The 22,035-nt window shown below is 48.7% G+C and carries 18 protein-coding genes and 1 pseudogene; 18 read left to right on the plus strand and 1 reads right to left on the minus strand.

The annotated features are described in order from the left end of the window. The first annotated feature begins 1 nt into the window (after position 1). A complete protein-coding gene (locus GCU48_RS16655) occupies positions 2-1,603 on the plus strand; it encodes a glycosyl hydrolase (RefSeq protein WP_152380756.1) in 1,602 nt (533 codons plus the stop codon). A 48-nt stretch (positions 1,604-1,651) separates the two neighbouring features. Continuing rightward, positions 1,652-3,949 carry a PD-(D/E)XK nuclease family protein gene (locus tag GCU48_RS16660; protein ID WP_152380757.1) on the plus strand — a complete coding sequence of 766 codons (2,298 nt, stop codon included), beginning with the start codon at positions 1,652-1,654 and terminating at the stop codon, positions 3,947-3,949. A gap of 548 nt (positions 3,950-4,497) precedes the next feature. On the opposite strand, the gene GCU48_RS16670 is transcribed toward GCU48_RS16660, so the two are convergent. Beyond that, entirely contained in the window at positions 4,498-4,866 is a 369-nt protein-coding gene (locus tag GCU48_RS16670; protein ID WP_152380758.1) for a helix-turn-helix domain-containing protein, read from the minus strand. 331 nt (positions 4,867-5,197) lie between these two features. On the opposite strand from GCU48_RS16670, the gene GCU48_RS16675 reads away from it, so the two are divergent. The 16 genes and pseudogenes from GCU48_RS16675 (at position 5,198) to GCU48_RS16750 (ending at position 22,022) form a co-directional block, all read left to right on the plus strand. Continuing rightward, positions 5,198-5,947 (plus strand): YveK family protein, encoded by a 750-nt coding sequence (locus tag GCU48_RS16675; protein WP_152380759.1) that lies wholly within the window; start codon positions 5,198-5,200, stop codon positions 5,945-5,947. Continuing rightward, on the plus strand, positions 5,928-6,614 hold the full coding sequence (locus GCU48_RS16680) for a CpsD/CapB family tyrosine-protein kinase (RefSeq protein ID WP_152380760.1): 687 nt from the start codon (positions 5,928-5,930) through the stop codon (positions 6,612-6,614). The genes GCU48_RS16675 and GCU48_RS16680 overlap by 20 nt, the downstream gene beginning before the upstream one ends. An 87-nt stretch (positions 6,615-6,701) precedes the next feature. Next, a complete protein-coding gene (locus tag GCU48_RS16685; RefSeq protein WP_152380761.1) occupies positions 6,702-7,400 on the plus strand; it encodes a sugar transferase in 699 nt (232 codons plus the stop codon). Positions 7,401-7,431: 31 nt separating this feature from the next. Further along, on the plus strand, positions 7,432-8,370 hold the full coding sequence (gene fcl, locus GCU48_RS16690; RefSeq protein WP_152380762.1) for a GDP-L-fucose synthase: 939 nt from the start codon (positions 7,432-7,434) through the stop codon (positions 8,368-8,370). Positions 8,371-8,393: 23 nt separating this feature from the next. After that, complete coding sequence (gene gmd, locus GCU48_RS16695) at positions 8,394-9,383, plus strand: GDP-mannose 4,6-dehydratase (RefSeq protein ID WP_152380763.1); 990 nt, start codon at positions 8,394-8,396, stop codon at positions 9,381-9,383. Positions 9,384-9,535: 152 nt separating this feature from the next. Continuing rightward, complete coding sequence (locus GCU48_RS16700; RefSeq protein ID WP_152380764.1) at positions 9,536-10,879, plus strand: flippase; 1,344 nt, start codon at positions 9,536-9,538, stop codon at positions 10,877-10,879. After that, positions 10,866-12,086 carry a hypothetical protein gene (locus GCU48_RS16705; RefSeq protein ID WP_152380765.1) on the plus strand — a complete coding sequence of 407 codons (1,221 nt, stop codon included), beginning with the start codon at positions 10,866-10,868 and terminating at the stop codon, positions 12,084-12,086. Before GCU48_RS16700 ends, GCU48_RS16705 begins: the two co-directional genes overlap by 14 nt. A gap of 771 nt (positions 12,087-12,857) precedes the next feature. Continuing rightward, a complete protein-coding gene (locus tag GCU48_RS16710; protein ID WP_152382188.1) occupies positions 12,858-14,093 on the plus strand; it encodes a glycosyltransferase family 4 protein in 1,236 nt (411 codons plus the stop codon). Continuing rightward, positions 14,090-15,331 carry a glycosyltransferase family 4 protein gene (locus GCU48_RS16715; protein WP_152380766.1) on the plus strand — a complete coding sequence of 414 codons (1,242 nt, stop codon included), beginning with the start codon at positions 14,090-14,092 and terminating at the stop codon, positions 15,329-15,331. Before GCU48_RS16710 ends, GCU48_RS16715 begins: the two co-directional genes overlap by 4 nt. After that, positions 15,306-16,118, plus strand: coding sequence for a WecB/TagA/CpsF family glycosyltransferase (locus GCU48_RS16720; RefSeq protein ID WP_152380767.1), 813 nt, complete (start codon positions 15,306-15,308; stop codon positions 16,116-16,118). Before GCU48_RS16715 ends, GCU48_RS16720 begins: the two co-directional genes overlap by 26 nt. A 51-nt stretch (positions 16,119-16,169) precedes the next feature. Continuing rightward, positions 16,170-17,510 carry a UDP-glucose dehydrogenase family protein gene (locus GCU48_RS16725; protein WP_152380768.1) on the plus strand — a complete coding sequence of 447 codons (1,341 nt, stop codon included), beginning with the start codon at positions 16,170-16,172 and terminating at the stop codon, positions 17,508-17,510. Positions 17,511-17,524: 14 nt separating this feature from the next. Continuing rightward, positions 17,525-18,502 (plus strand): annotated as a pseudogene (locus GCU48_RS16730) (LCP family glycopolymer transferase). Between the two features lie 124 nt (positions 18,503-18,626). Continuing rightward, positions 18,627-19,124 carry a hypothetical protein gene (locus GCU48_RS16735; RefSeq protein ID WP_152380769.1) on the plus strand — a complete coding sequence of 166 codons (498 nt, stop codon included), beginning with the start codon at positions 18,627-18,629 and terminating at the stop codon, positions 19,122-19,124. 108 nt (positions 19,125-19,232) lie between these two features. Next, positions 19,233-20,153 (plus strand): ABC transporter ATP-binding protein, encoded by a 921-nt coding sequence (locus GCU48_RS16740; protein WP_152380770.1) that lies wholly within the window; start codon positions 19,233-19,235, stop codon positions 20,151-20,153. Next, a complete protein-coding gene (locus GCU48_RS16745) occupies positions 20,146-20,928 on the plus strand; it encodes an ABC transporter permease (RefSeq protein WP_152380771.1) in 783 nt (260 codons plus the stop codon). Before GCU48_RS16740 ends, GCU48_RS16745 begins: the two co-directional genes overlap by 8 nt. Positions 20,929-21,134: 206 nt before the next feature. After that, positions 21,135-22,022, plus strand: coding sequence for an AI-2E family transporter (locus tag GCU48_RS16750; protein WP_244315733.1), 888 nt, complete (start codon positions 21,135-21,137; stop codon positions 22,020-22,022). Positions 22,023-22,035 lie beyond the last annotated feature (13 nt).

The raw sequence follows: 22,035 nt of genomic DNA on the forward strand, positions 1-22,035 counted from the left end.
AGTGAGATTCAAATTTATTCCTCTGTATCGACTGATACGTCATGCACTCCCCGTAGTTATGCTTTTTTCTTTGTTGCCTGTCGGTTTTGGTGAATCTCTGTCAGTGGCAAATGCAACTGCATTGCAACCTGTTAATTCGGACGCTTCTACTCAGGCCCGTGAACTATACAGCTATTTACTTAGCATCTCGGGGGAAAAAATAATCACCGGTCAGCATGATTATTTGGAGAGTCCGGATGAATTAAGTAATAGGGTCCAGGAAATCAGTCATTCGTATGTGGGTGTGCACGGCTATGAGATGGGAGCCATCTCCGGCCAATCTGCCGCTACAGAAGCAGCACAACGTAAAAATGTTGTCGATAGTGCGATCCGCTGGAGCAGATCCGGTGGCATTGTGACGATGACTTTTCATGAAGCGCTGCCGGGTAGACCACTGACTTGGGCCAATGTGCAGGCGAAAGTAAGTCAGACGGAGTTCAATAAATACGTGACGCCAGGCACTGCGCAGTATAACCTCCTCATTGCCGATCTGGATAAGGTCGCTGTATCGCTGAAGCAGCTTCGTGATGCGGGTGTTCCGGTTTTATGGAGACCTTATCACGAAATGAACGGTGACTGGTTCTGGTGGGGAAACAAAAACAATTTCAATCAGTTATGGAATATAATGTATGACCGTATGGTAAACACACATCAATTGAACAATCTGCTGTGGGTATGGAGCCCGAATGCTCCTAATTCGTATACCTTCCCGTATACCCCTAAATACCCGGGGGATGACAAAGTGGACATTTTGGCTGTAGACATTTACAACAATGACTTTAAACAAAGTCATTATGAAGGATTGCTCGAATTGGCACAAAACAAGCCGATTGCCATTGGGGAACACGGTGAGATGCCCAGCTCCGAGGTATTACAGACTCAGCCCAAATGGGTGTATTCCATGACTTGGGGAAAGATGCTGACCGAGAATAACACAACGGATCAAATTCAGGAGTATATGGATGATTCGAGGAGCTTGAATCGGGATGATGTGAAAAATGGACTGGCAGCAGTTCAACAGCCGGGGGCAGATGTACCCACCCTACCGGACAAGGGGCAAAGCGAGCCTATCCCGGCTCCGCCAGTAGTGATCGTTCCCCCATCTCCGGCTCCTCCTTCTGTTCCGGATATGGTTTATGCGAATGGGCTGCGGGGTGAATATTTTAACAACATGAATCTGGAGGGTAGTGCTGCTTTGACCCGTACAGATAGCAAGCTGGACTATAACTGGCGTGCTGCCGCAGCTGACGTAAAGGTGAACGCTGATCGGTTCTCGGTTCGCTGGACAGGTAAAATAAAGCCACAATATAGTGAGACCTATACATTTACAACGATATCCGATGATGGAATCCGTGTATGGGTAGACGGCAAGCTGATTATTGATAGCTGGTTTAAGCAAAGCTGGACAGAGCGCAAGGGCAGTATCACCTTGCAAGCAGGTAAAATGGTGGATTTAAAAATTGAATACTATGATGAATATGGCGACGCGATGGCACGTCTGATGTGGGAAAGTCAGCATGAAGCGAAAGCGGTGGTTCCCGGTAACGCTTTGTTTCTTCCTTAATAGATTCTCTTTCCCGGTCAAAAATTTTGAGGAGAGAGGGTGGATCATATGATGAAAAAATGGTTGACCCACCGGTATACGCCAGTATTATCCGGGCTGCTGGGGGTCGTAGCTATAGCGCTGATCGCTTGGCTGATTTACTACACGCCTTCAAGGATCACAGAACAGCCGACAGATAAAGTAGCGGCATCCAGTCCAGTATGGAAGCTAGGTCAGAGGGATGATTCTTCAGCGGAATTTAAAGGAGTGGTTGGTAGAGACAATATCAACATTCCTACAGCCTCTGCTTCTACCGAGTCGTCGGCTAAAGGAGTATCGTCTGCAACGTCCATAGCAGAGAATACAACGGCCCCGGTATTGCTCAGCAGTGGAGATATTCCTCCCGGCTTGAATGCGTCCACGAATCCTGAACTGTCGCTCCAGTATAAACTGGATCAAGTTCCTCCCAATGGGGTAATATTCCGTGTACGGATTTTGGATGCGGGCAAAGCTGTTCCGCAAATGGCTGTATTTTCAAATCATCAGCTGTCCGGTATCATTCAAATCGCTGGGGTTTCCGGTACGGGCAGTGCATATAATTACAAAAGCAACTACGAGTTGTATATCCCCAAAGAGCAATTGCAAAGCGGTGTTAACGTACTCAAGCTAAAGACAGCGCGCTGCCTATACTGCTCATCTGCAGAAGATAAAAATGTGTGGTGGACTTGGGATGACTTGAGCTTGGAGACGTTAGCTTCACCTGCAACCGAGCCGATACACGGTAAATATATACTGACCGGAACGAATGTGAACAACAAAGAATTTTATTATGATCAGGGTGCGGTTAAGCATTTACCATATGTTCTCAAATGGCTGGGAATTGCTTATAGCGGCAATGTCATGAGGGTCACCTGTGCCAGTAATGTGAGCAAGGCATGTACAGACGTGGATGATTACTATCACACGCTGAAGCAGTATAATATGCAGTCATCCGCCTTGTACTTATATACGGGAGATATCAAGCTGCAAAAGGATGGTTCTCTGCCGGAGACAGCCAAGCAAAAATTGCGCGATTATGTAAAAAAATATGGTTCATACCTTCAATATTATGAAGTAGATAACGAACCCGGATTATTTAATCGCTCGAAGGCAGTCGATCTGGCTGTGGCTCAGTGGTTGAATACGGAAGGCAAGCAATTGGTACCGCATCTCAAAACCGTAGCGCCGGGGTGGGCCTATTGGCCTAAGTACTCCACAAAGGCGTGCAAAAATCAAGCCGGAGGTACGCATAAATGCGGTGACCCGGATGGATGGGAACGAGATCCGGCCCAGCGCAAGCAGCTGGAGGACGTTACTGATCTGACCAACGGACATGCCTATGGCGAATCCTACAACGAAGAGGGCGGAGGCAGCTTCGTTCAAAATCTGAAAACCTTTGGCGGTTCGAGCAACGGGCTGGCCAAGAAGATGCTGAACACGGAGTTCGGTACGAACGATACGCATCGGGACAACCCAGATTACGGGGCTAGTCAGCCTCAAGCAGCCGCTTTTGACCGGATTATGCGTTCGCAAATCGGGTTTGCTGATATATTTATCCAGCATGCTGCGTTTTATGAGGATTATACGCTGTTTAAAACCGGCTTTGATCTGCAAAACCACAACCCGGCAAGCACAGAAATCTATCCGTTTGGGCAAGGACAGGACAGTCGTGTAAAGATCATGAGACGCTTGAGTCTGGCTTATGCCACCCACGGTAAGCCGTTGACTTATACGGTGCTGAATCCAGAGGATACCAAGGACAAGCTGGTCTATGTTCGTGCAGTGGACACATCCAAGCTTAAACCGCTGGCAGGCAGCGGTGCCACCTCGAACAAATTGCTGGTGAATCTGGTGAATTTCGAGGATTCAGCACAGACCATTCGTGTACGAGTAACGATGCCGAAAGCTGGTGTGTACATCGGTGAGCGTTTTGGGGCCGGGGCTACCTACAGTCAGGCCCGGCGTTCCATATCAGGACTCAAGGCTTCACCTGCTCTTGATTTTGAAGAAAAGCTGGGTCCTGGGGAATCGGTACAATATATTTTGGAATTAAAGAGTACAGACCAGTCTACAGCTTCAGCTCCGACAGGGGTAGAAGCCTTCCCTGTTCAGGATGGGGCAGTAAAGATTGACTGGCTTCAGGCAGAAGGCGTATCCTCCTATGATATATTGCGTGCGGACGGGACAGACGGGGCATATCAGGTGATTGCCTCGCAAGTAGCGGGAAGCACCTATACGGATCGTACGGTGAAAGCCGGTAGCCACTATGCATACAAAGTCCGAGCGACCGGAGGCACGCAGGTTTCGAGGGCGGCCGAGGTCGCTTAATTACACCTCCAGGCAGGATAGGACCTTGACTGAGGAATATCTGTTTTGACGTCGCAAAAAAGCAAAAGAGAACCTATCAGGAAAAATAGGACCTGACAGGTTCTTTTTTTATTCGTAAATCGTACTGAATTGGCAATACATTACGTATAATGGAGAAAAAAACACGAAAATCCTTTAATATTCTCGCCATAAGACGACAACATTACAGGTACGTATTCATATATAATAGATTTGTTCATGACTATACATACATGGTTTGTAGGGAATCTCTTTCCAGTGACCAAGAATAATAAAGTGAGGTTAGTGCTGAATGAACAAGGAGACAGAATCAAGGGGAAACAGCCCTCTTCTTCGAAACAACGCACGGAGAGCAGACAAACCTGTCATCCACCTGGACATCCGTGACATCTTGCTCCAATGCGGCATCACGATGCCAGAATGTCTAGAGAGCGACCCAGCTAAAACCAAGTACCGGAAGGACAAGCGCGTGTAAATTCCTTCCGGCTGCAAGCACTATTGAAAAGACATGAAGTGGCTGGCAGCCATTCTTATTCCATCATTCGTTCCATACGGACAAACGCAATAAAGCGCTTAGCTTCTTCCTCAGACAAGGTCCGTCCGTCAATCGTCAGGTTGAAACGTTGCAGAATATCCTTATCGGACAGTTCCAGCTGATCCACAAACTCTCTCACATCTGAATCCAATATCGCTGTAGGCTGACTTGTGCGTCCTACCAAGTAATCAATCGTAACCCCGAAAATATCGGCAAGCTTGTTCAGGATCTCAAAGTCTGGTTTGCGTCTATTTTTTTCATAGTGAGAAAGAGCCGCTCGCGTAATTCCGAGGGATTGCGCTAGTTCCTCTTGTTTTAATCCCTTATGTTCTCGTAATTCAGCGATGCGGGTTCCATAATTCATCTGTTTTTCCTCCTGAATCCAAGGTTAAGAAAGTTGCAATTTTACGCTTGACAGGATACAATTTGTATCATAAATTAGGTTATATAAGTTACAAAAGTTACATAACGTATCTATATTTCGTATTTTTTCCGTAAAACATGGTTTATATACCTTAACAGGCCACCGACAATTAAGCAGTTGTGCTTATTCGCTGGCTGGACCTTCTATGCGCTATTATACAACATTTTACTATAGATTAGAGGCTCATGCACCGTTCTTTTCCCCGGTATGCAGAGGATCAGTACAAGCGTTATCACATCGAAAACAAGTCAATCAGGGGAGGTCTGATCTTGTGCAGTTGAAAGAGTATATCCGTGTGATCCGAAAAAGAATGTGGTTAATTGGTAGTATCGTGCTGCTGGTGTGTGCTGTAATGGGCATAAAAAATGTATATTTTACCCCTCAGGTTTATGAAGCGACCGCAAAGCTCATTATCAACCAGACGCCGCGACCAGATCGTGCAGGTGTCGTCGATTACAGTGTCGTGCAAACGAATATAGCCTTAACGAACTCCTATAAGCAAATTATGATCTCCTCGGCGATTATGGATCAGGTGGTCGCCAGCTTCCCCGATCTTAAGGTTACTCCGTCAGTTCTGGCACAAGAATTAAGAGTGAACACCGCCAGTGATTCACAGGTCATGGATGTGACAGTCCGCGACTTATCGTATACGAAGGCTGTGAAAACCGTCAATGCGATAGCCAAAGTATTCAAACGACAAATTCCCTCTATCATGAAAATGGACAATGTCACTATTCTGAGCGAAGCCAGCTTGACTGACCCGGCAATTCCTGTGAACAGTAATCCTGCTGTACAGATGTTTATTGCCTTTGCTACCTCCTTGTTGCTGGGTATAGGTTTGTCGTTTTTGCTGGAGGTACTGGATGACACCTTTAAGAATGAAGAGGATATTGAAAAAGAACTTGGTCTGCCTACTCTGTCCCTGATTACGAAAATGAAAAAAGAAGATAAACGCTCTGACAGCTCCACAACAACCCCTAAACAGGTAGGTGAAGGACAATATGCCGCGATTAATCAATAATCAGCTGGTCACATCCCTGCATGCCCAGTCTTCCGTTTCGGAGGAGTACCGTATGCTTCGCACAAACATCCAGTTTTCCTCTATAGACGAGCCGATTGAGGTTATGATGGTGGCGTCTGCCCAGGCAGGTGAAGGGAGGACGGTCACGATTAGCAATTTGGCTGTAACCTATGCACAAGAGGGGAAAAAGGTGCTGGTAATGGATATGGATTTGCGTCGCTCCTCCTTGCATCATATGTTTGGCTTGCCCAATCATACAGGGCTGACACGGGTGCTTGCCAATCAACAGGCGTGGCAGGATGTGGTTCAGGAAACCGGGATTGACCAACTGCATGCGATTACAGCCGGACCGAACCCGCCTAATCCTTCCGAGATGCTCAGTTCCCGTAGAATGAAGGCTCTACTGGTTGAGTTAAAAGAACATTATGATGTGATCCTGATGGATACGCCACCCTTGCTGTCTTTTCCGGATGGTCTCATTGTTAGCGCTATGTGTGATGGTGTCATTTTGGTAGTGCAGGCAGGGAAAGTCAAAAAGGATATCGTTAAGAAGGCGAAGGCAAATTTGGAAAGAATCAAGGCGCGTATTTTGGGCGTAGTGCTCAACAATGTAAAACGATCGAATACCCGCATGCAGCGTGGTATGGAGGAACGGAGCTTGACATAACTAAAAAGATGGAGAATGAAAATATATAAAATTCTCTTAACAATGTATAAACAAAATTTATAAATTAAGAGAGCGAGGTGATGAGACGTGTCTTCTTCCCGCTCAAACGAGGCCGAAGCTTTGGGCGCGTCAGTGGATGTATATCCAGTCGCTCATGGGCTTGAACGGCGACAGGGATTGGGCCTATATCCGTTTGTGAAGCGAAGCATGGACATTATATTGTCTTTCATCGGCATCATCGTGTTATGCCCGGTATTTCTGCTTGTCATTTTGCTGATTAAGCTGGAGGACCCGAAAGGGGGCGCGTTATTTTATCAAATTCGTATTGGTAAAAATGAGCGTCCGTTTCGCATGATCAAATTTCGTTCCATGGTATCGGATGCTGAGGAAAAATTGTCTGCATTGCTGCTGGAAAATGAAATAGAGGGTGCAATGTTCAAAATGCGGAACGATCCCCGAATTACCCGTGTGGGCCGATTCCTCCGCAGAACGAGCATTGACGAGCTGCCGCAGCTGTTCAATGTGCTGCGTGGGCAGATGAGTCTGGTAGGCCCCAGACCACCGCTGCCAAGAGAAGTCCATGATTATACAGTGAGGGATAAGCTGCGTCTGACGGTTACACCGGGCTGTACCGGGCTATGGCAGGTCAGTGGTCGCAATCATCTGAGCTTTAACGAGATGGTAGAACTGGATTTGGAATACATATCCAGACGCAGCTTACGCACGGATATGATTATCATGCTAAAAACATTTCGTGTACTGCTGGGCTCCAAGGATGCGTTTTAAAGTTCTTAATGAAGAAGGGTAGGGGATAAGGATGGATTTTTATTCCAATATATATGTAGCAGGGCACAACGGACTGGTGGGTTCCGCTATTGTCCGAGCGCTTCAGGGAGCAGGTTATCAACACATTATTACTCGGACCAGTCGTGAGCTGGATTTACGCAACAAGGAGGCCGTAGACCACTTTTTTGCAGCAGAGCCTGTGGATTATGTATTCCTGGCAGCGGCCAAGGTTGGGGGGATTTTGGCGAACAACGAATATCCGGCCGATTTTATCCGTGACAATCTACTTATACAAACGAATGTGATTGATGCGGCATACCGGGCCAATGTAAGCAAGCTGTTGTTCCTCGGCTCCACGTGCATTTATCCCAAATTTGCTCCGCAGCCCTTGCGGGAGGAGTATCTGCTTACCGGTGAGCTTGAGCCTACCAACGAGGCTTATGCTATTGCCAAAATTGCCGGAATTAAAATGTGTCAATCCTACAATCGTCAGTATGGAACCCGTTATATTTCAGTGATGCCGACGAATTTATACGGTCCGGGCGACAATTTTGACCTCCAGACCTCTCATGTGCTGCCTGCGCTTATCCGCAAATTTCATGAAGCCAAGCTGAATCAATCTCCAACTGTAGAAGTATGGGGCTCCGGCACGCCGCGTCGGGAATTCCTTCACTCTGATGATTTGGCGGATGCCTGCCTGTTCCTGATGAACAACTATGAAGGAAATGAAATTGTAAACATCGGCGTGGGTGAGGATATTTCCATCCGTGAGTTGGCTGAACGGGTGAAGAATGTGGTCGGTTATGAGGGTGAAATTACCTTTAATACCTCCGCTCCTGACGGAACGCCACGCAAATTGGTAGATGTATCTCGAATTTCCGGTCTGGGGTGGTCGGCGCGTATTTCGCTGGAAGAGGGATTAAGGTCCGTGTATCAGACATTTCAAGGATTCGATCTGGTTGAACAATAAAAAAAAACGGTGGAGGAATTGGAATGAAAAAAGCGCTGATCACAGGGATTACCGGACAAGACGGATCTTATCTGGCTGAGCTGCTGCTGTCCAAGGATTATGAGGTATACGGAGTACGCAGACGTACCAGCACGCCGAATTTTGAAAATGTAGCCCATATCCAAAATGATATCCACTGGATTTCCGGTGATATGACCGATCTGGCCTCCCTGATTGAAGCCGTCCGTCAATCCGTCCCAGATGAGGTCTACAACCTGGCTGCTCAATCCTTTGTAGCGGCTTCATGGCCGCAGCCTCTGGCTACAGGGCAGATCACAGCGCTATCCGTTACCAATATGCTGGAGGCGGTTCGGATTGCCAAGCCGGAAGCGCGGTTTTATCAGGCGTCGAGCAGTGAGATGTTCGGTAAGGTAGCGGAGACACCACAAACGGAAACAACACCGTTTTATCCGCGCAGTCCTTACGGTGTCGCCAAAGTATACGGTCACTGGATTACGGTGAACTACCGCGAAAGCTTTGATATGTTTGCTTGCTCCGGTATTTTGTTCAATCATGAATCGCCCCGTCGGGGACTGGAATTTGTAACACGCAAGGTATCGGATGCTGTAGCCCGTATCAAGCTGGGATTGCAGCAGGAGCTGCGTATGGGGAATTTGGATTCACTGCGGGACTGGGGGTTTGCAGGGGATTATGTAAAGGCCATGTGGCTGATGCTTCAGCAGGATCAACCGGATGACTACGTCATTTCCACAGGAGAGATGCATTCGGTACGCGAGTTGCTGCAAATTGCCTTTTCTCATGTAGGTTTAAATTATGAGGATTACGTCGTTATTGATCCGCAATTTGTCCGGCCAGCGGAGGTAGACCTGCTGCTCGGTGATTGTGCCAAGGCAAAGGAGAAGCTGGGCTGGCGATTGGAAGTAGGCTTCGAGCAGCTCATTCATATGATGGTGGATACAGACCTGGAGCGGGTAAAAAGGCAGGCTGCAGTCGAAGCTTCCGTCGTCGTGTAAGACATGGAGGGGCCACCCGTGTAGCCGGGGAGGTCTCTTCGTTGTACATGATTGCAGTTCATCGACAAGTAGGCATGCTGTAAAGCCGTACGCATAGTTATTTTTCAAGAGTTAATTTCTCAAGAGTTAATTTTCAAGATGGAGTAAAACTTATGACATTAGTCAAAAACCGCGCCAAACCGCGCAGAAGTTTGCTGGTGAATACATCCTGGCTGTTCGGTGACAAAATGATTCGCATGGTGTTCGGGCTGGCGGTCAGCATCATCATGGCAAGAGTGCTGGGACCGGAGGAGCTTGGGAAGTGGAATTATGCGGAATCCTTTTTTGGGATGTTCCTGATTTTCACGACCCTTGGTTTTGATTCCATATTGGTACGTGATCTCGTTAAAGATCCCAAGGATGAGCACGAGCTGTTGGGTACGGCGGTTCTGCTGAAACTATCAGGTACTTTGGTAGCCATCGCACTGTCCTATTCCTTCATTTCGCTGCTCAGGCCCGAAGACAGTTCGGTACGGTTGATCAATCTGATCCTGGCCACGGCCTCGGTGTTTCAGCTGTTTGATATCATCGACTACTGGTTCCGGGCGCAGATGTTGTCCAAATATACGGTCATTGCCAAAAATACAGCCTTTGTCCTCAGCTCGACCGCCAAAATCATTTTGTTGTTAACCGGTGTTCCGATTTGGGTGGTGGCGCTGTGCGCTCACGGCGAGTTCCTGCTGGGGAGCCTGCTGCTGCTGTATTTCTTCCGCAAGGAAGGACAGCGTATGAACATGTGGACGTTCCGCCTGACCATAGCCCGGCGGATCATGAGTCATAGCTGGCCGCTTATTTTGTCATCTTCAGCTGTATATGTACAGGCACGGATTGATCAGGTCATTATCGGTGAACTGTTGGGAAATGCGGCAGTCGGACAATACTCTGTTGCGCTCCGACTTATCGAAGTGCTGGGCTTTATTCCGGTCGTTCTTACGACGGCCTATGCACCGGTGGTGACCCGTTCCAAGCTGAAAGGAAACGACGAATACAGACAGACATTGTCTAATGTATATCGGCTGATGTTTATCTGTTTTCTCGTGACCTCGGTCCCGCTATTTTTTTTATCCCAATGGGTGGTGATTGTGCTCTACGGGAGGGAATTCACCGAAGCAGGCTCACTGCTGTCCCTGTTTGCGATTCGTCTGTTTTTCACCAATTTCAGTGTTGCCAAAAGCTTGTATATTACCAATGAAAATTTGTTCAAATACACGCTGCTGACCTCGCTGGTGGGCGCGGTCACGAATATAGCTTTCAATTATGCGCTGATCCCGTTGCTTGGTGTGCGAGGGTCGCTCGTGGCGACGATTTTGTCTTTTACATTATCTGTATTTCTATTGGATCTGTTGTTTAAAGAGGTCAAAGCCAATCTGGGTTGGATGATGAAGTCGATTCTGACCTTCTGGCGTGTTCATATTACAGTACCGAAAGTTGGAGAGAACGATCATGATACCCATTAAACCGTTTGTTCGTCATGAGGGCCAGTGCCCGCATTGTGGAGGTCAGGTACGCGGTGGAGAGGTACTGTGGCAGGGAATCCACGTATGTGTCAGCACTTGCTGTGAGGGCTGTGGACGTGAGTATATCGAGGATATGCGAGTCGGTCATGCTACATATTCACCTTATCGAGTGGAAATGCCGGATTATATCCTGACCGGTGAGGCGAAGTCGAGAAAATGGCTCGGAGAGCCTTTGCGGCAATCGTTGATGAATCCTTCCTATGATTTAACAGTCGGCATGACCGTCCATAAAATGAAGGCTTTCGAGCGCGTAATTATCGTCAACACGGTGGATTATTTGTATGGTCATGCTTTGCTCAAGCTGCTCAATGTGCAGCGAGAATACGAACAATCGCCGGAACTGGGGATCATCGTCATTGTGCAAAAGCCGCTGGAGTGGATGGTGCCTGCTTATGTGGCGGAAATCTGGACGGTCGATGTGCCGTTCAGCAAGGCACGAAATTTTCATCCTGTGCTGCATCATCGAATGATTGAGGAACTGATGCGATTTGAAGAGGTATATGTCAGCCCGGCATATTCACATCCTAATCAGTTTGATATTGAGCAGTTTACGGGGATTCCGCGCTATGACGAGGAGCGTGAGTCGGAGCCGCGCATTACCTTCGTGTGGAGGGAAGACCGCTTGTGGAGCGGCAGCCATCATATTGCAAGGGCGGTGCAGAAATTTCCGCAGCTCAAGCGTGGATTGAAGCCGCTGATTTATCATCAGCGCAGTAAAATCATCCGGTTGTTCCGCAGACTGCGGGAATCCTTTCCCGATCATCTATTTACAGTCGCCGGACTAGGGCGTACCGGACGCTTCCCGGCATGGATTGCCGACGAGCGTGTTGCACGTTTTGACCGCGAAAGCGAGCTGCGAGTATGCCAGGTATATGCAGCCAGCCGATTGGTTATTGGCATTCACGGCTCCAATATGCTGCTGCCCTCTGCACATGCCGGTATGACGATTGATCTGATGCCCAAGGATCGTTGGGGCAATTATGCGCAGGATATTTTATTTCACGAAACGGATCATCGGCTAACGACCTACAAATATCGCTTTGTGCCGATGGAAGCGAGCGTGACTTTGGTGGCGGATATGGCAGCCGCTCAGCTTAAAGGGGCAGACCACTTCCAAATGCAGATGATGGAGGAAAAGCAGCGGTAGGGGGAACATTCGGTTTGGAGAGGGGAGGCTGCTTCGGGACGGATTTGATCTTGGATCGACTATTGTGGATTGAAGCCCGCTGCGGGACGGATTTGATCTTCCGATACTGTTGACGAGGGATTCCCTGGATTGAATAGGCCCTGTAAGAGGGCGGAATCCCTCGTCAAAGGCGAACGCAGCCGCTTCTACAGATTCAAATCCTACCCTCCGCTACGTCCCACCGCCGCCAAAAAGAATTTCCCCCAGCCCATAGGGTGGGGGAAGGGAAGAGCCGTCCGGCGATAGCTGCGCCCTATCGCCGCGAATTTCTCGCCGGGCATGCAATGCCGGCGTAGTGAACACTCAGCACAGTTCTCTGTCAGGGGGACAGAGCTTGATGAATAGCACTCCCGGTAGGCAACAATCTGGCCGTAGATAGGAACATGTGAAATGGTTCATGTTAGTAAATTGCTTACCGGCTATTGCACCAGCATACAAGGTAACGCAGTCAACACCTGTGCGCATTCACCCGTGCAGCGGGGCATTTAATGCCAAAGCTCCCTTTTTAAAAATAGGGTGACTTTATGGATACGGCGGTCAGCAGCGGAGTGAATGGAATCGTTCTGAAGAAGCGATAGCGTTCGCCTTTATCCCCGGATTTTACCCTTTAAAGGGTCTATATAATCAGATGAAATCCGGGGGTAACAGCGATCGGAAGAATGATCCCTCCACGTAGCTCCCTCACCCCGCACACCATAACTCACCCAATATGTAATGGCAGGAGCACTGATGATGATTCAAAAAATATTGTATCTTCGCAACTTTGCCAGCAAGGTGAACGGAGCCTCATACAATCTGCAGGAAGTCGGCTTGGGTAAAGCGCTCGTTCGTAAAGGCTACGATTGCGATATTGTCTACTACAACGATCACAAGGAAACCCGTCTGGAACAGGTCTACCGTCATGGAGACTGCACCTTGCGCATCATCTGGCTTCACGGACTTAAGTTCCTGAGCAACAGCATCTATCGGGATGTCCTCAAGGATTCGTTTTTGGCTGCTTATGATTTGGTTATCACCACAGAATACAACCAGATGATGACCTATCTGCTTTCCCGCAAATGTCCCGAGAAGCTGGTGCTGTATCACGGCCCATATCAGGATCATACACATGCACTGATCCGCAAGCTGTACGATGCATTAATGCTGCCGAAGGTAGCAAGGTCTGTTCGCCGTATCTACGCCAAATCCGATCTCGCCAAGCATTATCTGGAGAATAAAGGCTTTGACAACGTGGTTGCGATTGGAGTCGGACTGGATCGCAGCCAAGTAGAGAGAGCGTTCAATAGTGCCAACCATGAGAATAGTGACCACGACGGAAGCGACGAACATGATGAAAACCGCGAGGTCGCGGATGAGCTGAGACGAATCGGGAATCGCCCTGTGCTGCTGTACGTCGGTGTACTGGAGGAACGAAGAAATATACGTTTTATGCTAAGCATGTTCAAACAGGTACTCCAAAAGCATCCCGATTGCCTTTTGTTAATCGTCGGGGATGGACGGAAGGCGGATACAAATCGCTACTGGACCTATGCACATGAGTTGGGGCTGACGGACAGCATTTTGCATTTTTCAAGAGTCGAGCAGCGTCATCTGTGGCAGATTTACGGTGCGGCTGACCTCATGCTATTTCCGACCCACTACGACATTTTTGGGATGGTACTGCTGGAAAGCATGCTGTTTCGCGTCCCGATTATTTCTTCGGTGAACGGTGGTTCGGTTACCTTGATTGAGGACGGAGTGAGCGGTGTGATGCTGAGGAGCTTTTCAGAAGAGGAATGGGCTGGCCGAATATCTGCTTTGCTGGACAACACTGAGCTGAGACGAAGCATGGCTGAGCAGGCGTTTCTTACCGTTGAGCGTATGTCGTGGGACCGGATTGCGGATGAAATATTAAGCCATCAGCCGATGAAGCCGATGGATTCTGGACGTCCCCTACAATCAACGCAGGAAAGAGGGGCAACTATGTGAGTGAACAGGTCAGCAGACGAAAGAATCCTCCTGTGAGCAAGGTGCTAATCATACACAACTTTTATCAGCAAAGCGGGGGAGAAGACAAGGTTGTTGAGCAAGAGTCGGCCATGCTGCGCTCCAGAGGCATAGAGACAGAGCATTATTATGTGCATAACGACAACATTCAGAGCAAAGGGCTGGCGAATATGGCAAAGCTGGCAGTGGAGGCGGCATGGTCCCTGCCGGAGTTCAAAAAAATCAAAAAGCTGCTGTTGCAGGTAAAGCCGGATGTAGTGCATGTGCACAATTTTTTTCCGGTCATTTCTCCTTCGGTCTATCATGCCTGTGAACGGCTGGGGATACCGGTTGTTCAGACGCTGCATAATTACAGGCTGATTTGTCCGGCGGCAACCTTTATGCGTGGGAATGAGGTTTGTGAAAAATGCCTGCATGGCACCCTGCTGAACTCCATTCGTCATGGATGCTACCGGGGCTCGCAGCTTCAGACGATTCCGGTGGCGGCGATGATTAAGTTCAACGAGTTGATCGGTACATGGCAGCACAAGGTAAGTCGCTACATTGCGCTGACGGAGTTTGCACGGGACAAATTTGCAGAAAGCGGCATTCCGCTGGACCGCATCGCAGTCAAGCCGAATTTTATCCACCCTAAAACAGTGAAAGCCAAGTATGACCCCAATGATCGTTATCTGTTGTTTGTAGGGCGGATCTCACGGGAAAAAGGGGTGCGCAATCTGCTGCAAGCCTGGTCAGAGATGGGAGATCGGGGTGGATTGAGACTGGTCATCATTGGGGACGGCCCGGAAAAGGCTGAACTGGCCGCCGCTTACCCGCTGGAGGATATTCGGTTTCTCGGCAAGCAGGACGGAGACACGGTGCTGGATTGCATGAGTCGGGCCATGTATGTCATGGTGCCATCCATTTGGTATGAAGGCTTTCCCATGACGATTGTAGAGTCCTATTCGGTCGGAACTCCGGTGCTGTGCAGCCGGATCGGCGCACTGGAGGAAGTGGTGGAGGATGGCGTGACGGGTTTCCATTTTCAACATGATGATCTGGAAAATATAAAAACCGTGATTCGCCGTGCAGCTGCCTATGAAAACTATGCAGCGATGAGACAGAAGGTATCGGACATATATACTGCACGCTATACGGAGGAAGTGAATGTTAAGCAGTTGATGGCAATATATAGCGAAGCTATGGAGGAGCGTAATGATGAAGCAGCCGCCTCAGTATAGAGTTGGAAGGATCGCGGACGCAGAAATCGCGGCGCTTACGTTTCAGGAGACGGTGCACACGCTGGAGCAATGGGCAGTCGGACGAAAGAATAGCTATGTCTGTATTTGCAACACGCATTCGATTGTCACGGCGGGGAATCAGTCTGAGTTCCACGAAGCGCTCACTCATGCAGATTTATGTACCCCGGATGGTATGCCGCTGGTATGGGCGCTAAAGCTGTACGGATTTGAGCGTCAGGATCGGGTGGATGGTCCCAGTCTGATGCTCAAGCTGTGCGAGCGTGCGCCACAGATGGAGGTGAGCGTATATTTTTACGGCAGTACGCCGGATACCCTGGATAGCTTACAGGAAAGGATGAAGCAGGATTACCCTGGAATCCGTATCGCAGGCAGCTTTTCACCGCCATTTCGGGAGCTTCAGCCGGATGAGGAGGAACGGGTCATTCATGAAATCAATGCGTCAGGCGCGCATATCATATTCGTCAGCTTGGGCTGTCCGAAGCAGGAAATATGGATGTATCGCAACAAGGATCGCGTTCGTGGTGTGATGATCGGGGTAGGAGCAGCCTTTGACTATATTACTGGAAAGGTTCGCAGACCGCCGCTAATGATACAAAGGCTGGGATTGGAATGGCTGTACCGTCTGATCTGTGAGCCAAAGCGTTTATGGAAGAGATACGCCTATAACAATCCGGTGTATATCTATCGTTTTCTCAAATCCTATCGGCAAAATAAACAGCTCACGCTCTATCATAATCAGCATTCAGGGAGAGGCATAGAGAAGTGAAGCCGGACAAAGCAGGAAGTTAATGAGACAGCATGTAAAGGGGGAATTGCTTTGAAGTTATGTGTAATCGGGGCAGGGTATGTCGGACTGGTGTCGGGGGTCTGTTTTGCTGCACTCGGCAATACCGTCGTCTGTATTGATCAGAATGAGGACAAGATTCGGCTGCTGCGTACAGGGGGAGTGCCGATTTATGAACCGGGATTAAAGGCCCTAATTAAAGATAATGTCGAGCAGGGCCGACTGAGCTTTACAACAGATACATCCGCTGCGGTGAAGGACGCGGAGATTGTTATTTTGGCGGTCGGTACACCTTCACTGCCGAACGGTGAAGCCAATCTGTCCTATATTGAAGGAGCTGCCTGTGAAGTGGCAGATGCCATGAATGGCTATAAGGTGATTGTTACCAAAAGCACGGTGCCTGTCGGAACAAACGAGCGTATTCAAAATTGGATTGCGAGTCGCACGAGCTATCCCTTTGGTATAGCCTCGGTGCCTGAATTTTTGCGTGAAGGCTCGGCAGTCATAGACACGCTGCAGCCGGATCGCATCGTCATCGGAGCTTCCGACCCGCATGTGGCCGCAGTGCTGACTGTGCTGCACGAGCCGCTCACCACCAATATCCTAACTACAGATATCCGTTCGGCGGAAATGATCAAGTACGCGTCGAATGCTTTTTTGGCGACCAAAATTTCGTTTATTAATGAGATTGCAAACATTTGCGAAAAAGTGGGCGCAGATGTTACACGCGTGGCACACGGTATGGGGCTGGATCAGCGGATCGGCTCCTCATTTTTGTCAGCGGGTATTGGCTATGGCGGCTCTTGTTTTCCCAAGGATACACACGCGCTGATCCAAATTGCCGGCAATGTAGACTATGAATTCAAACTGCTGAAATCCGTGGTGGAAGTGAATCAGGGGCAGCGCTTTAATGTGATTCGCAAGCTGGAAGAAGCGCTGGGTGATCTGGAAGGAGCAACGGTCGGCATATGGGGGCTGGCATTTAAACCGAATACAGATGACGTAAGAGATGCCCCGGCGCTGGATATTATGCAGTCGCTGCTGGAGGCAGGGGCGCAAATTCGTGCATATGATCCGATCGCTATCGCTAACTTCCGCAAACTGCTGGACAGCTCGGAAGTAACGTGGGCGGATAGCGCACGGGAAGCGGCAGAGGGCTGCGATGCACTGTGCCTGTTGACAGAGTGGGAGGAGTTTGGTGAGGTAGGGCTCGGTGAGCTGAACGAGCTGATGAGGCATCCTATTATGATCGACGGACGCAATGTGTACAGCGAAGAGCAGATCAGGAAGTCAGCCTTTGCCTATTATTCGGTCGGCAGGCCGCAATTGAACAAGATGGATGTAGATTATCAGCGGTCCGTAGTGAATCCGTAAAGGGGAGGCTCCGTATGAAACGATGGCTGAAAATAACATTGGGTGCTGCGGCGTTGTTGTTCGTGAGTGCTGCTGCCTTCACCGCTTATATGTATCATTCCTTTAAAACGGCGGCCAATGCGATGTATCATCCGCGCAGCATTGCGCAGCCAGGGGTGATCTCTGCTGTTGCGACAGGCGGAGCAGGGCGCTCAGGAGGTATAGATACCGGACCTGGTGCACCCAATCCTGCAGCCATTTCCCAGTTCAAGCCGTTCACCGTGCTGGTGCTGGGTGTAGATCGGCGTCCTCATGATTTGGGCCGCTCGGATACCATGATCGTTCTGTCCGTAAATCCGGCGGCAGGCTCTATGCTGATGTTCAACATTCCGCGTGATACGCGAACAGAGCTGATCGGCAGGGGACGTGAGGACAAAATCAATCACGCTTTTGCTTTTGGCGGAGTGGATATGTCGATTCATACAGTAGAGCATTTTTTGAACCATCCGATAGATTACTATGTACAGGTGAACATGGAAGGGTTTGCGAAATTGGTGGATCTGGTAGGGGGTGTCACGGTTCATAATCCACTTGATTTTCAGTATGAGGGCCATCATTTTGCACAGGGGAATCTGAAATTGAATGGAACGGAAGCGTTGGCCTATGCTCGTATGCGTTTTGATGATCCGCGTGGGGATCTTGGGAGAAACGCCCGTCAGCGTGAGCTGCTCTAGCAGATTCTTGCACAGTCAGTTAGCAAGGAAGGATTATTGAAGGCAAAACCGATCCTGGAGGCAGCGGGAGAACAAATACGTACGGATATGACCTTTGATGATATGACAACCTTTCTGACCCGGATCGGCCCGTCCCTCAAGCAGACAGATACGGTCGAGCTGAAGGGGCACGGAAGTAAAATCAATGGAGTGTATTATTATATCGTGGATAATCACGAACGTCAGCGTATTCATGACCTACTGGAGAAGCATCTGCTCACCACGGCCGTATCACCTTAAGCAAGCTAAGTCCAAGGCGGGTGCACTTTAAGGAGTGGACCCGTTATTGTCTTCTAAACTCAGCTTGTCCCACATACATCTGTAGAGTATCCAGCAGATCGTCCAACAGAGGGAGGGACAATCGGTGTTATTTAGAAGGAGAGCCGCTTCAATATTCATGTTCATTCGCAAGCTGCTGTATTTTGCATTGATATGTGGACTGTTATGGCTGCTGTGGCTGGGACTGCGTGGAGTCATGTCTACGGAGGAGGATGAACAAGCGGTAAAAGTGCTGAACGAATTCTACACCATGGAGCAAGCGGGAAATTTCGGAGGCTCGTGGGAGCTTTTTCATTCACAAATGAAGAAAAAATTCGAAAAGTCTACGTATGTGCAGCAGCGTGCGCACGTTTTTATGCAGGATATGGGGACGGATACGTTTACGTTCGAGCTGGGAGAGCCGCAGGCTGAATATGATATTCGTACAGATCAGGATGGAGAAGGGGTAGAAAAGGCCTATCGTATTAAGGTCACCCAGCATTACAAGACCCGATTCGGCACTTTTGATATTGTACAGCCCTGTTATGTGACGCAGGAAGGTGAGGAGTGGCGGGTGCTTTGGATATACAAGGAAAAGGAATAGCCGTGACAAGGTGTTTTCGAAAGAATAAATATGGTACAATACTTCCAAAACCGGAAATGAACAGTAAAAAGCGTTGGGCTTCACTCCGGATGGAAGGAGTTTCATAGCATGCAGCAAACGACAGGACAGGTTCCCGTCATACGGATGGAGGGTGTGAGTAAAATCATTTCCTCGAAAGCGATTGTGGACGATCTGACGCTGGAGGTTCCGGCGGGACAGGTATTTGGTTTCCTCGGACCCAACGGTGCGGGAAAAACGACCACGATCCGCATGATGGTGGGTCTGATTTCGTTAAGCAAGGGCGATATTCATATTTGTGGAGACAGCATAAACACGGATTTTGAAAAGGCTATTTCTCATGTCGGTGCGATTGTTGAAAATCCAGAGATGTACAAGTTTTTGACAGGCTATCAAAATTTGCAGCATTTTGCACGAATGTCTCCGGGGGTAACCCAAAAGCGCGTGGATGAGGCGATACGCTTGGTAGGACTTGAAAACCGGATTCACGATAAAGTCAAAACCTACTCGCTCGGGATGCGGCAGCGCCTCGGGGTAGCTCAGGCGATTTTGCATCGACCGAAGCTGCTCGTGCTAGACGAGCCGACCAATGGTCTGGACCCGCAAGGTATTCGCGAATTGCGGGATTATTTGCGTCAATTGAGCCGGACCGAGGGAATTGCCGTATTTGTATCGAGTCACTTGTTGTCCGAAATGGAGCTGATGTGTGACCGTGTAGCCATTATTCAGAGTGGGCGGCTGGTTGACATCAAGCAGTTGAAGAGCGCTGATGGAGAAGTACAAACGACTGAAATTGCTTTTGAAGTAAATGATGCTAAGCAAGCCTATACACTTGCCGGGGCAGGGCGCGTCGAAGGCAATCAACTGCTGCTTCACCTGGAGCGGGAACAGATCGCAGAGATGAACAGCCTGCTGGCAGCAAACGGAGTTAAAGTATATGCGATTCGCCCGGTTGCCCATACGCTGGAAGATCAATTTTTGGAAGTGACGGGAGGCGGGTCCATTGGCTGATTTCTTCAAGCTGGTACATAATGAAAATCTGAAAATTTACCTGCGTGTGCGCACATGGATTATGCTGGGACTGCTGGCGGTCATCACTGCCGGGATTCCGATGCTGATTTCCCTGGTTTCGGATCAGGTCAGTGTGTGGGATGGGATTGCGTTGACGACGTTGTTTACATTTTTCCTCAATACGACGTTTACGGTTATTGTAGCTGCTGATTCGGTAGCCGGTGAATTTACTTGGGGAACGATTAAGCTGCTGCTCATCCGACCCTGGACGCGCAGCAAAATACTGTTGTCCAAGTATATATCCGTTATTTTGTTCAGTTTGCTTGGAACGATCATTTTGATTTTAATGGTTACACTGTCCTCTTGGCTGATGTTATCCAAGGATGCACCAGCAGGTTCTGTTCCGCTGTTTAGTGATCCGTTATCTTACGTTACGTTGAACTTCTTGTATAGCTATATCGCTTTATTTGTGACGATGGCCTTTGCCTTTATGCTGTCCGCTGTTTTCCGTTCCAGCGCCTTGGCGATTGGGCTGTCGCTGTTCATGATGTTTACCAAAACAGTCTATAACTCTATTGGCTTGTTTAAAACCGATCGTTTTGCATGGACCCAATACGTACTTTTTACACATATGGATCTGAAAAAATATCTTGATATGCCGCCGGGGACGGTAAGCTCTGGTCTTACCTTTTCCCTAACTGTGCTGGCCGCTTATTATGTGGTATTTATAGCCATTGCCTGGGTGGTTTTCATAAAACGGGATGTTTCAACCTAAATCCGTGACCTGAGAGGTTCCGGTTTTCATAACATCATAATTTTCGCAAAATGTTGAAATCACAAAAAGGACGTTCAAATGCCTGCCATTTGGACGTCCTTTTTTCTATGTTAACGCTATTTAATCTATTTTCAGCCAGGATCAATCAGTAGGGTCGTTTTGCGTTTAAAAGGGTAGAGAGAAACAGATTAGAGGGGGCCCGCGACATGCTGCAAAATATTCGTTTTTTTCGTTTGACTACAGGCATTGCCATGCTGCTGTTTATTTTCTCCTGGGGGGTGTGGCCTACGCTGCGGGAACAGGTAACCAATTTATTTGAAAATGCGCCGAAGCTCATTAAAAGTCTGGTTGATCAATTGAGCCAATGGCGGCATAATCAATCCTTGAGGCAAGTGCTGCCTCCGGGTGAAGACCCGCTGTCACGACTGTCGGATACGCTTAACGAAGCCTTATCTGCTCTGTCCGATTATTCGGTCAAGCTGGTATCATTCGTGTCCTACTTTTTTATCGTGTTGGCTACCTTTCCGATTCTGCTTTATTACATGCTGAAGGAAGGGAGCAAATTTAGTCCTAAAATGCTAAACTTCTTTCCTAAAAAATATCACAAGGATGCACTGGAGGTTATGGAGGATATTGACAGCGCGCTCAGCAGCTTTATCGTCAGTCGGGTGCTGATTAATGTCGCATTGGGTGTGATGATGTTCCTTGGATTTCTGATGATTGGCTTGCCTTATGCCTTGCTGCTCGCCATTATTTCGATTTTTCTTAATTTTATTCCCTATGTGGGGGCAGTGGCGGCTTCCATACCTGTGCTTGTGATTGGATTTCTCGAATCGCCTTCCATGGCGCTCTGGTCATTGGTCGTTGTCATCGCTGCCCAGCAAATTCAGGATAATTGGCTGTCTCCTATAGTTTTTGGCAAGCAGTTGGATATTCATCCGTTGACTGTTGTCATTTTGCTGCTGGTTGGTGGTGACCTGCTCGGTGTACTGGGTATTATTCTGGTCATTCCGCTGTATATGTGCGCTAAAATTGTCATACGCAAGGTATACCATTTATTTTTGGAGCGCAGAGTGGAGGATATAATGGAGTGAGTAGCGGATAGGG

It is taken from the genome of Paenibacillus brasilensis (assembly GCF_009363115.1).
GTDB classification, from domain to species: domain Bacteria; phylum Bacillota; class Bacilli; order Paenibacillales; family Paenibacillaceae; genus Paenibacillus; species Paenibacillus brasilensis.

Bases quoted from the DNA above. Each gene is read 5' to 3' on its own strand.
- GCU48_RS16720 (WP_152380767.1), top strand. From the start codon at position 15,306: ATGATGAAGCAGCCGCCTCAGTATAGAGTTGGAAGGATCGCGGACGCA.
- GCU48_RS16710 (WP_152382188.1), top strand. From the start codon at position 12,858: ATGATTCAAAAAATATTGTATCTTCGCAACTTTGCCAGCAAGGTGAAC.
- GCU48_RS16680 (WP_152380760.1), top strand. From the start codon at position 5,928: ATGCCGCGATTAATCAATAATCAGCTGGTCACATCCCTGCATGCCCAG.
- GCU48_RS16660 (WP_152380757.1), top strand. From the start codon at position 1,652: ATGATGAAAAAATGGTTGACCCACCGGTATACGCCAGTATTATCCGGG.
- GCU48_RS16670 (WP_152380758.1), bottom strand. From the start codon at position 4,866: ATGAATTATGGAACCCGCATCGCTGAATTACGAGAACATAAGGGATTA.
- GCU48_RS16700 (WP_152380764.1), top strand. From the start codon at position 9,536: ATGACATTAGTCAAAAACCGCGCCAAACCGCGCAGAAGTTTGCTGGTG.
- GCU48_RS16705 (WP_152380765.1), top strand. From the start codon at position 10,866: ATGATACCCATTAAACCGTTTGTTCGTCATGAGGGCCAGTGCCCGCAT.
- gmd (WP_152380763.1), top strand. From the start codon at position 8,394: ATGAAAAAAGCGCTGATCACAGGGATTACCGGACAAGACGGATCTTAT.
- GCU48_RS16740 (WP_152380770.1), top strand. From the start codon at position 19,233: ATGCAGCAAACGACAGGACAGGTTCCCGTCATACGGATGGAGGGTGTG.
- GCU48_RS16750 (WP_244315733.1), top strand. From the start codon at position 21,135: ATGCTGCAAAATATTCGTTTTTTTCGTTTGACTACAGGCATTGCCATG.
- fcl (WP_152380762.1), top strand. From the start codon at position 7,432: ATGGATTTTTATTCCAATATATATGTAGCAGGGCACAACGGACTGGTG.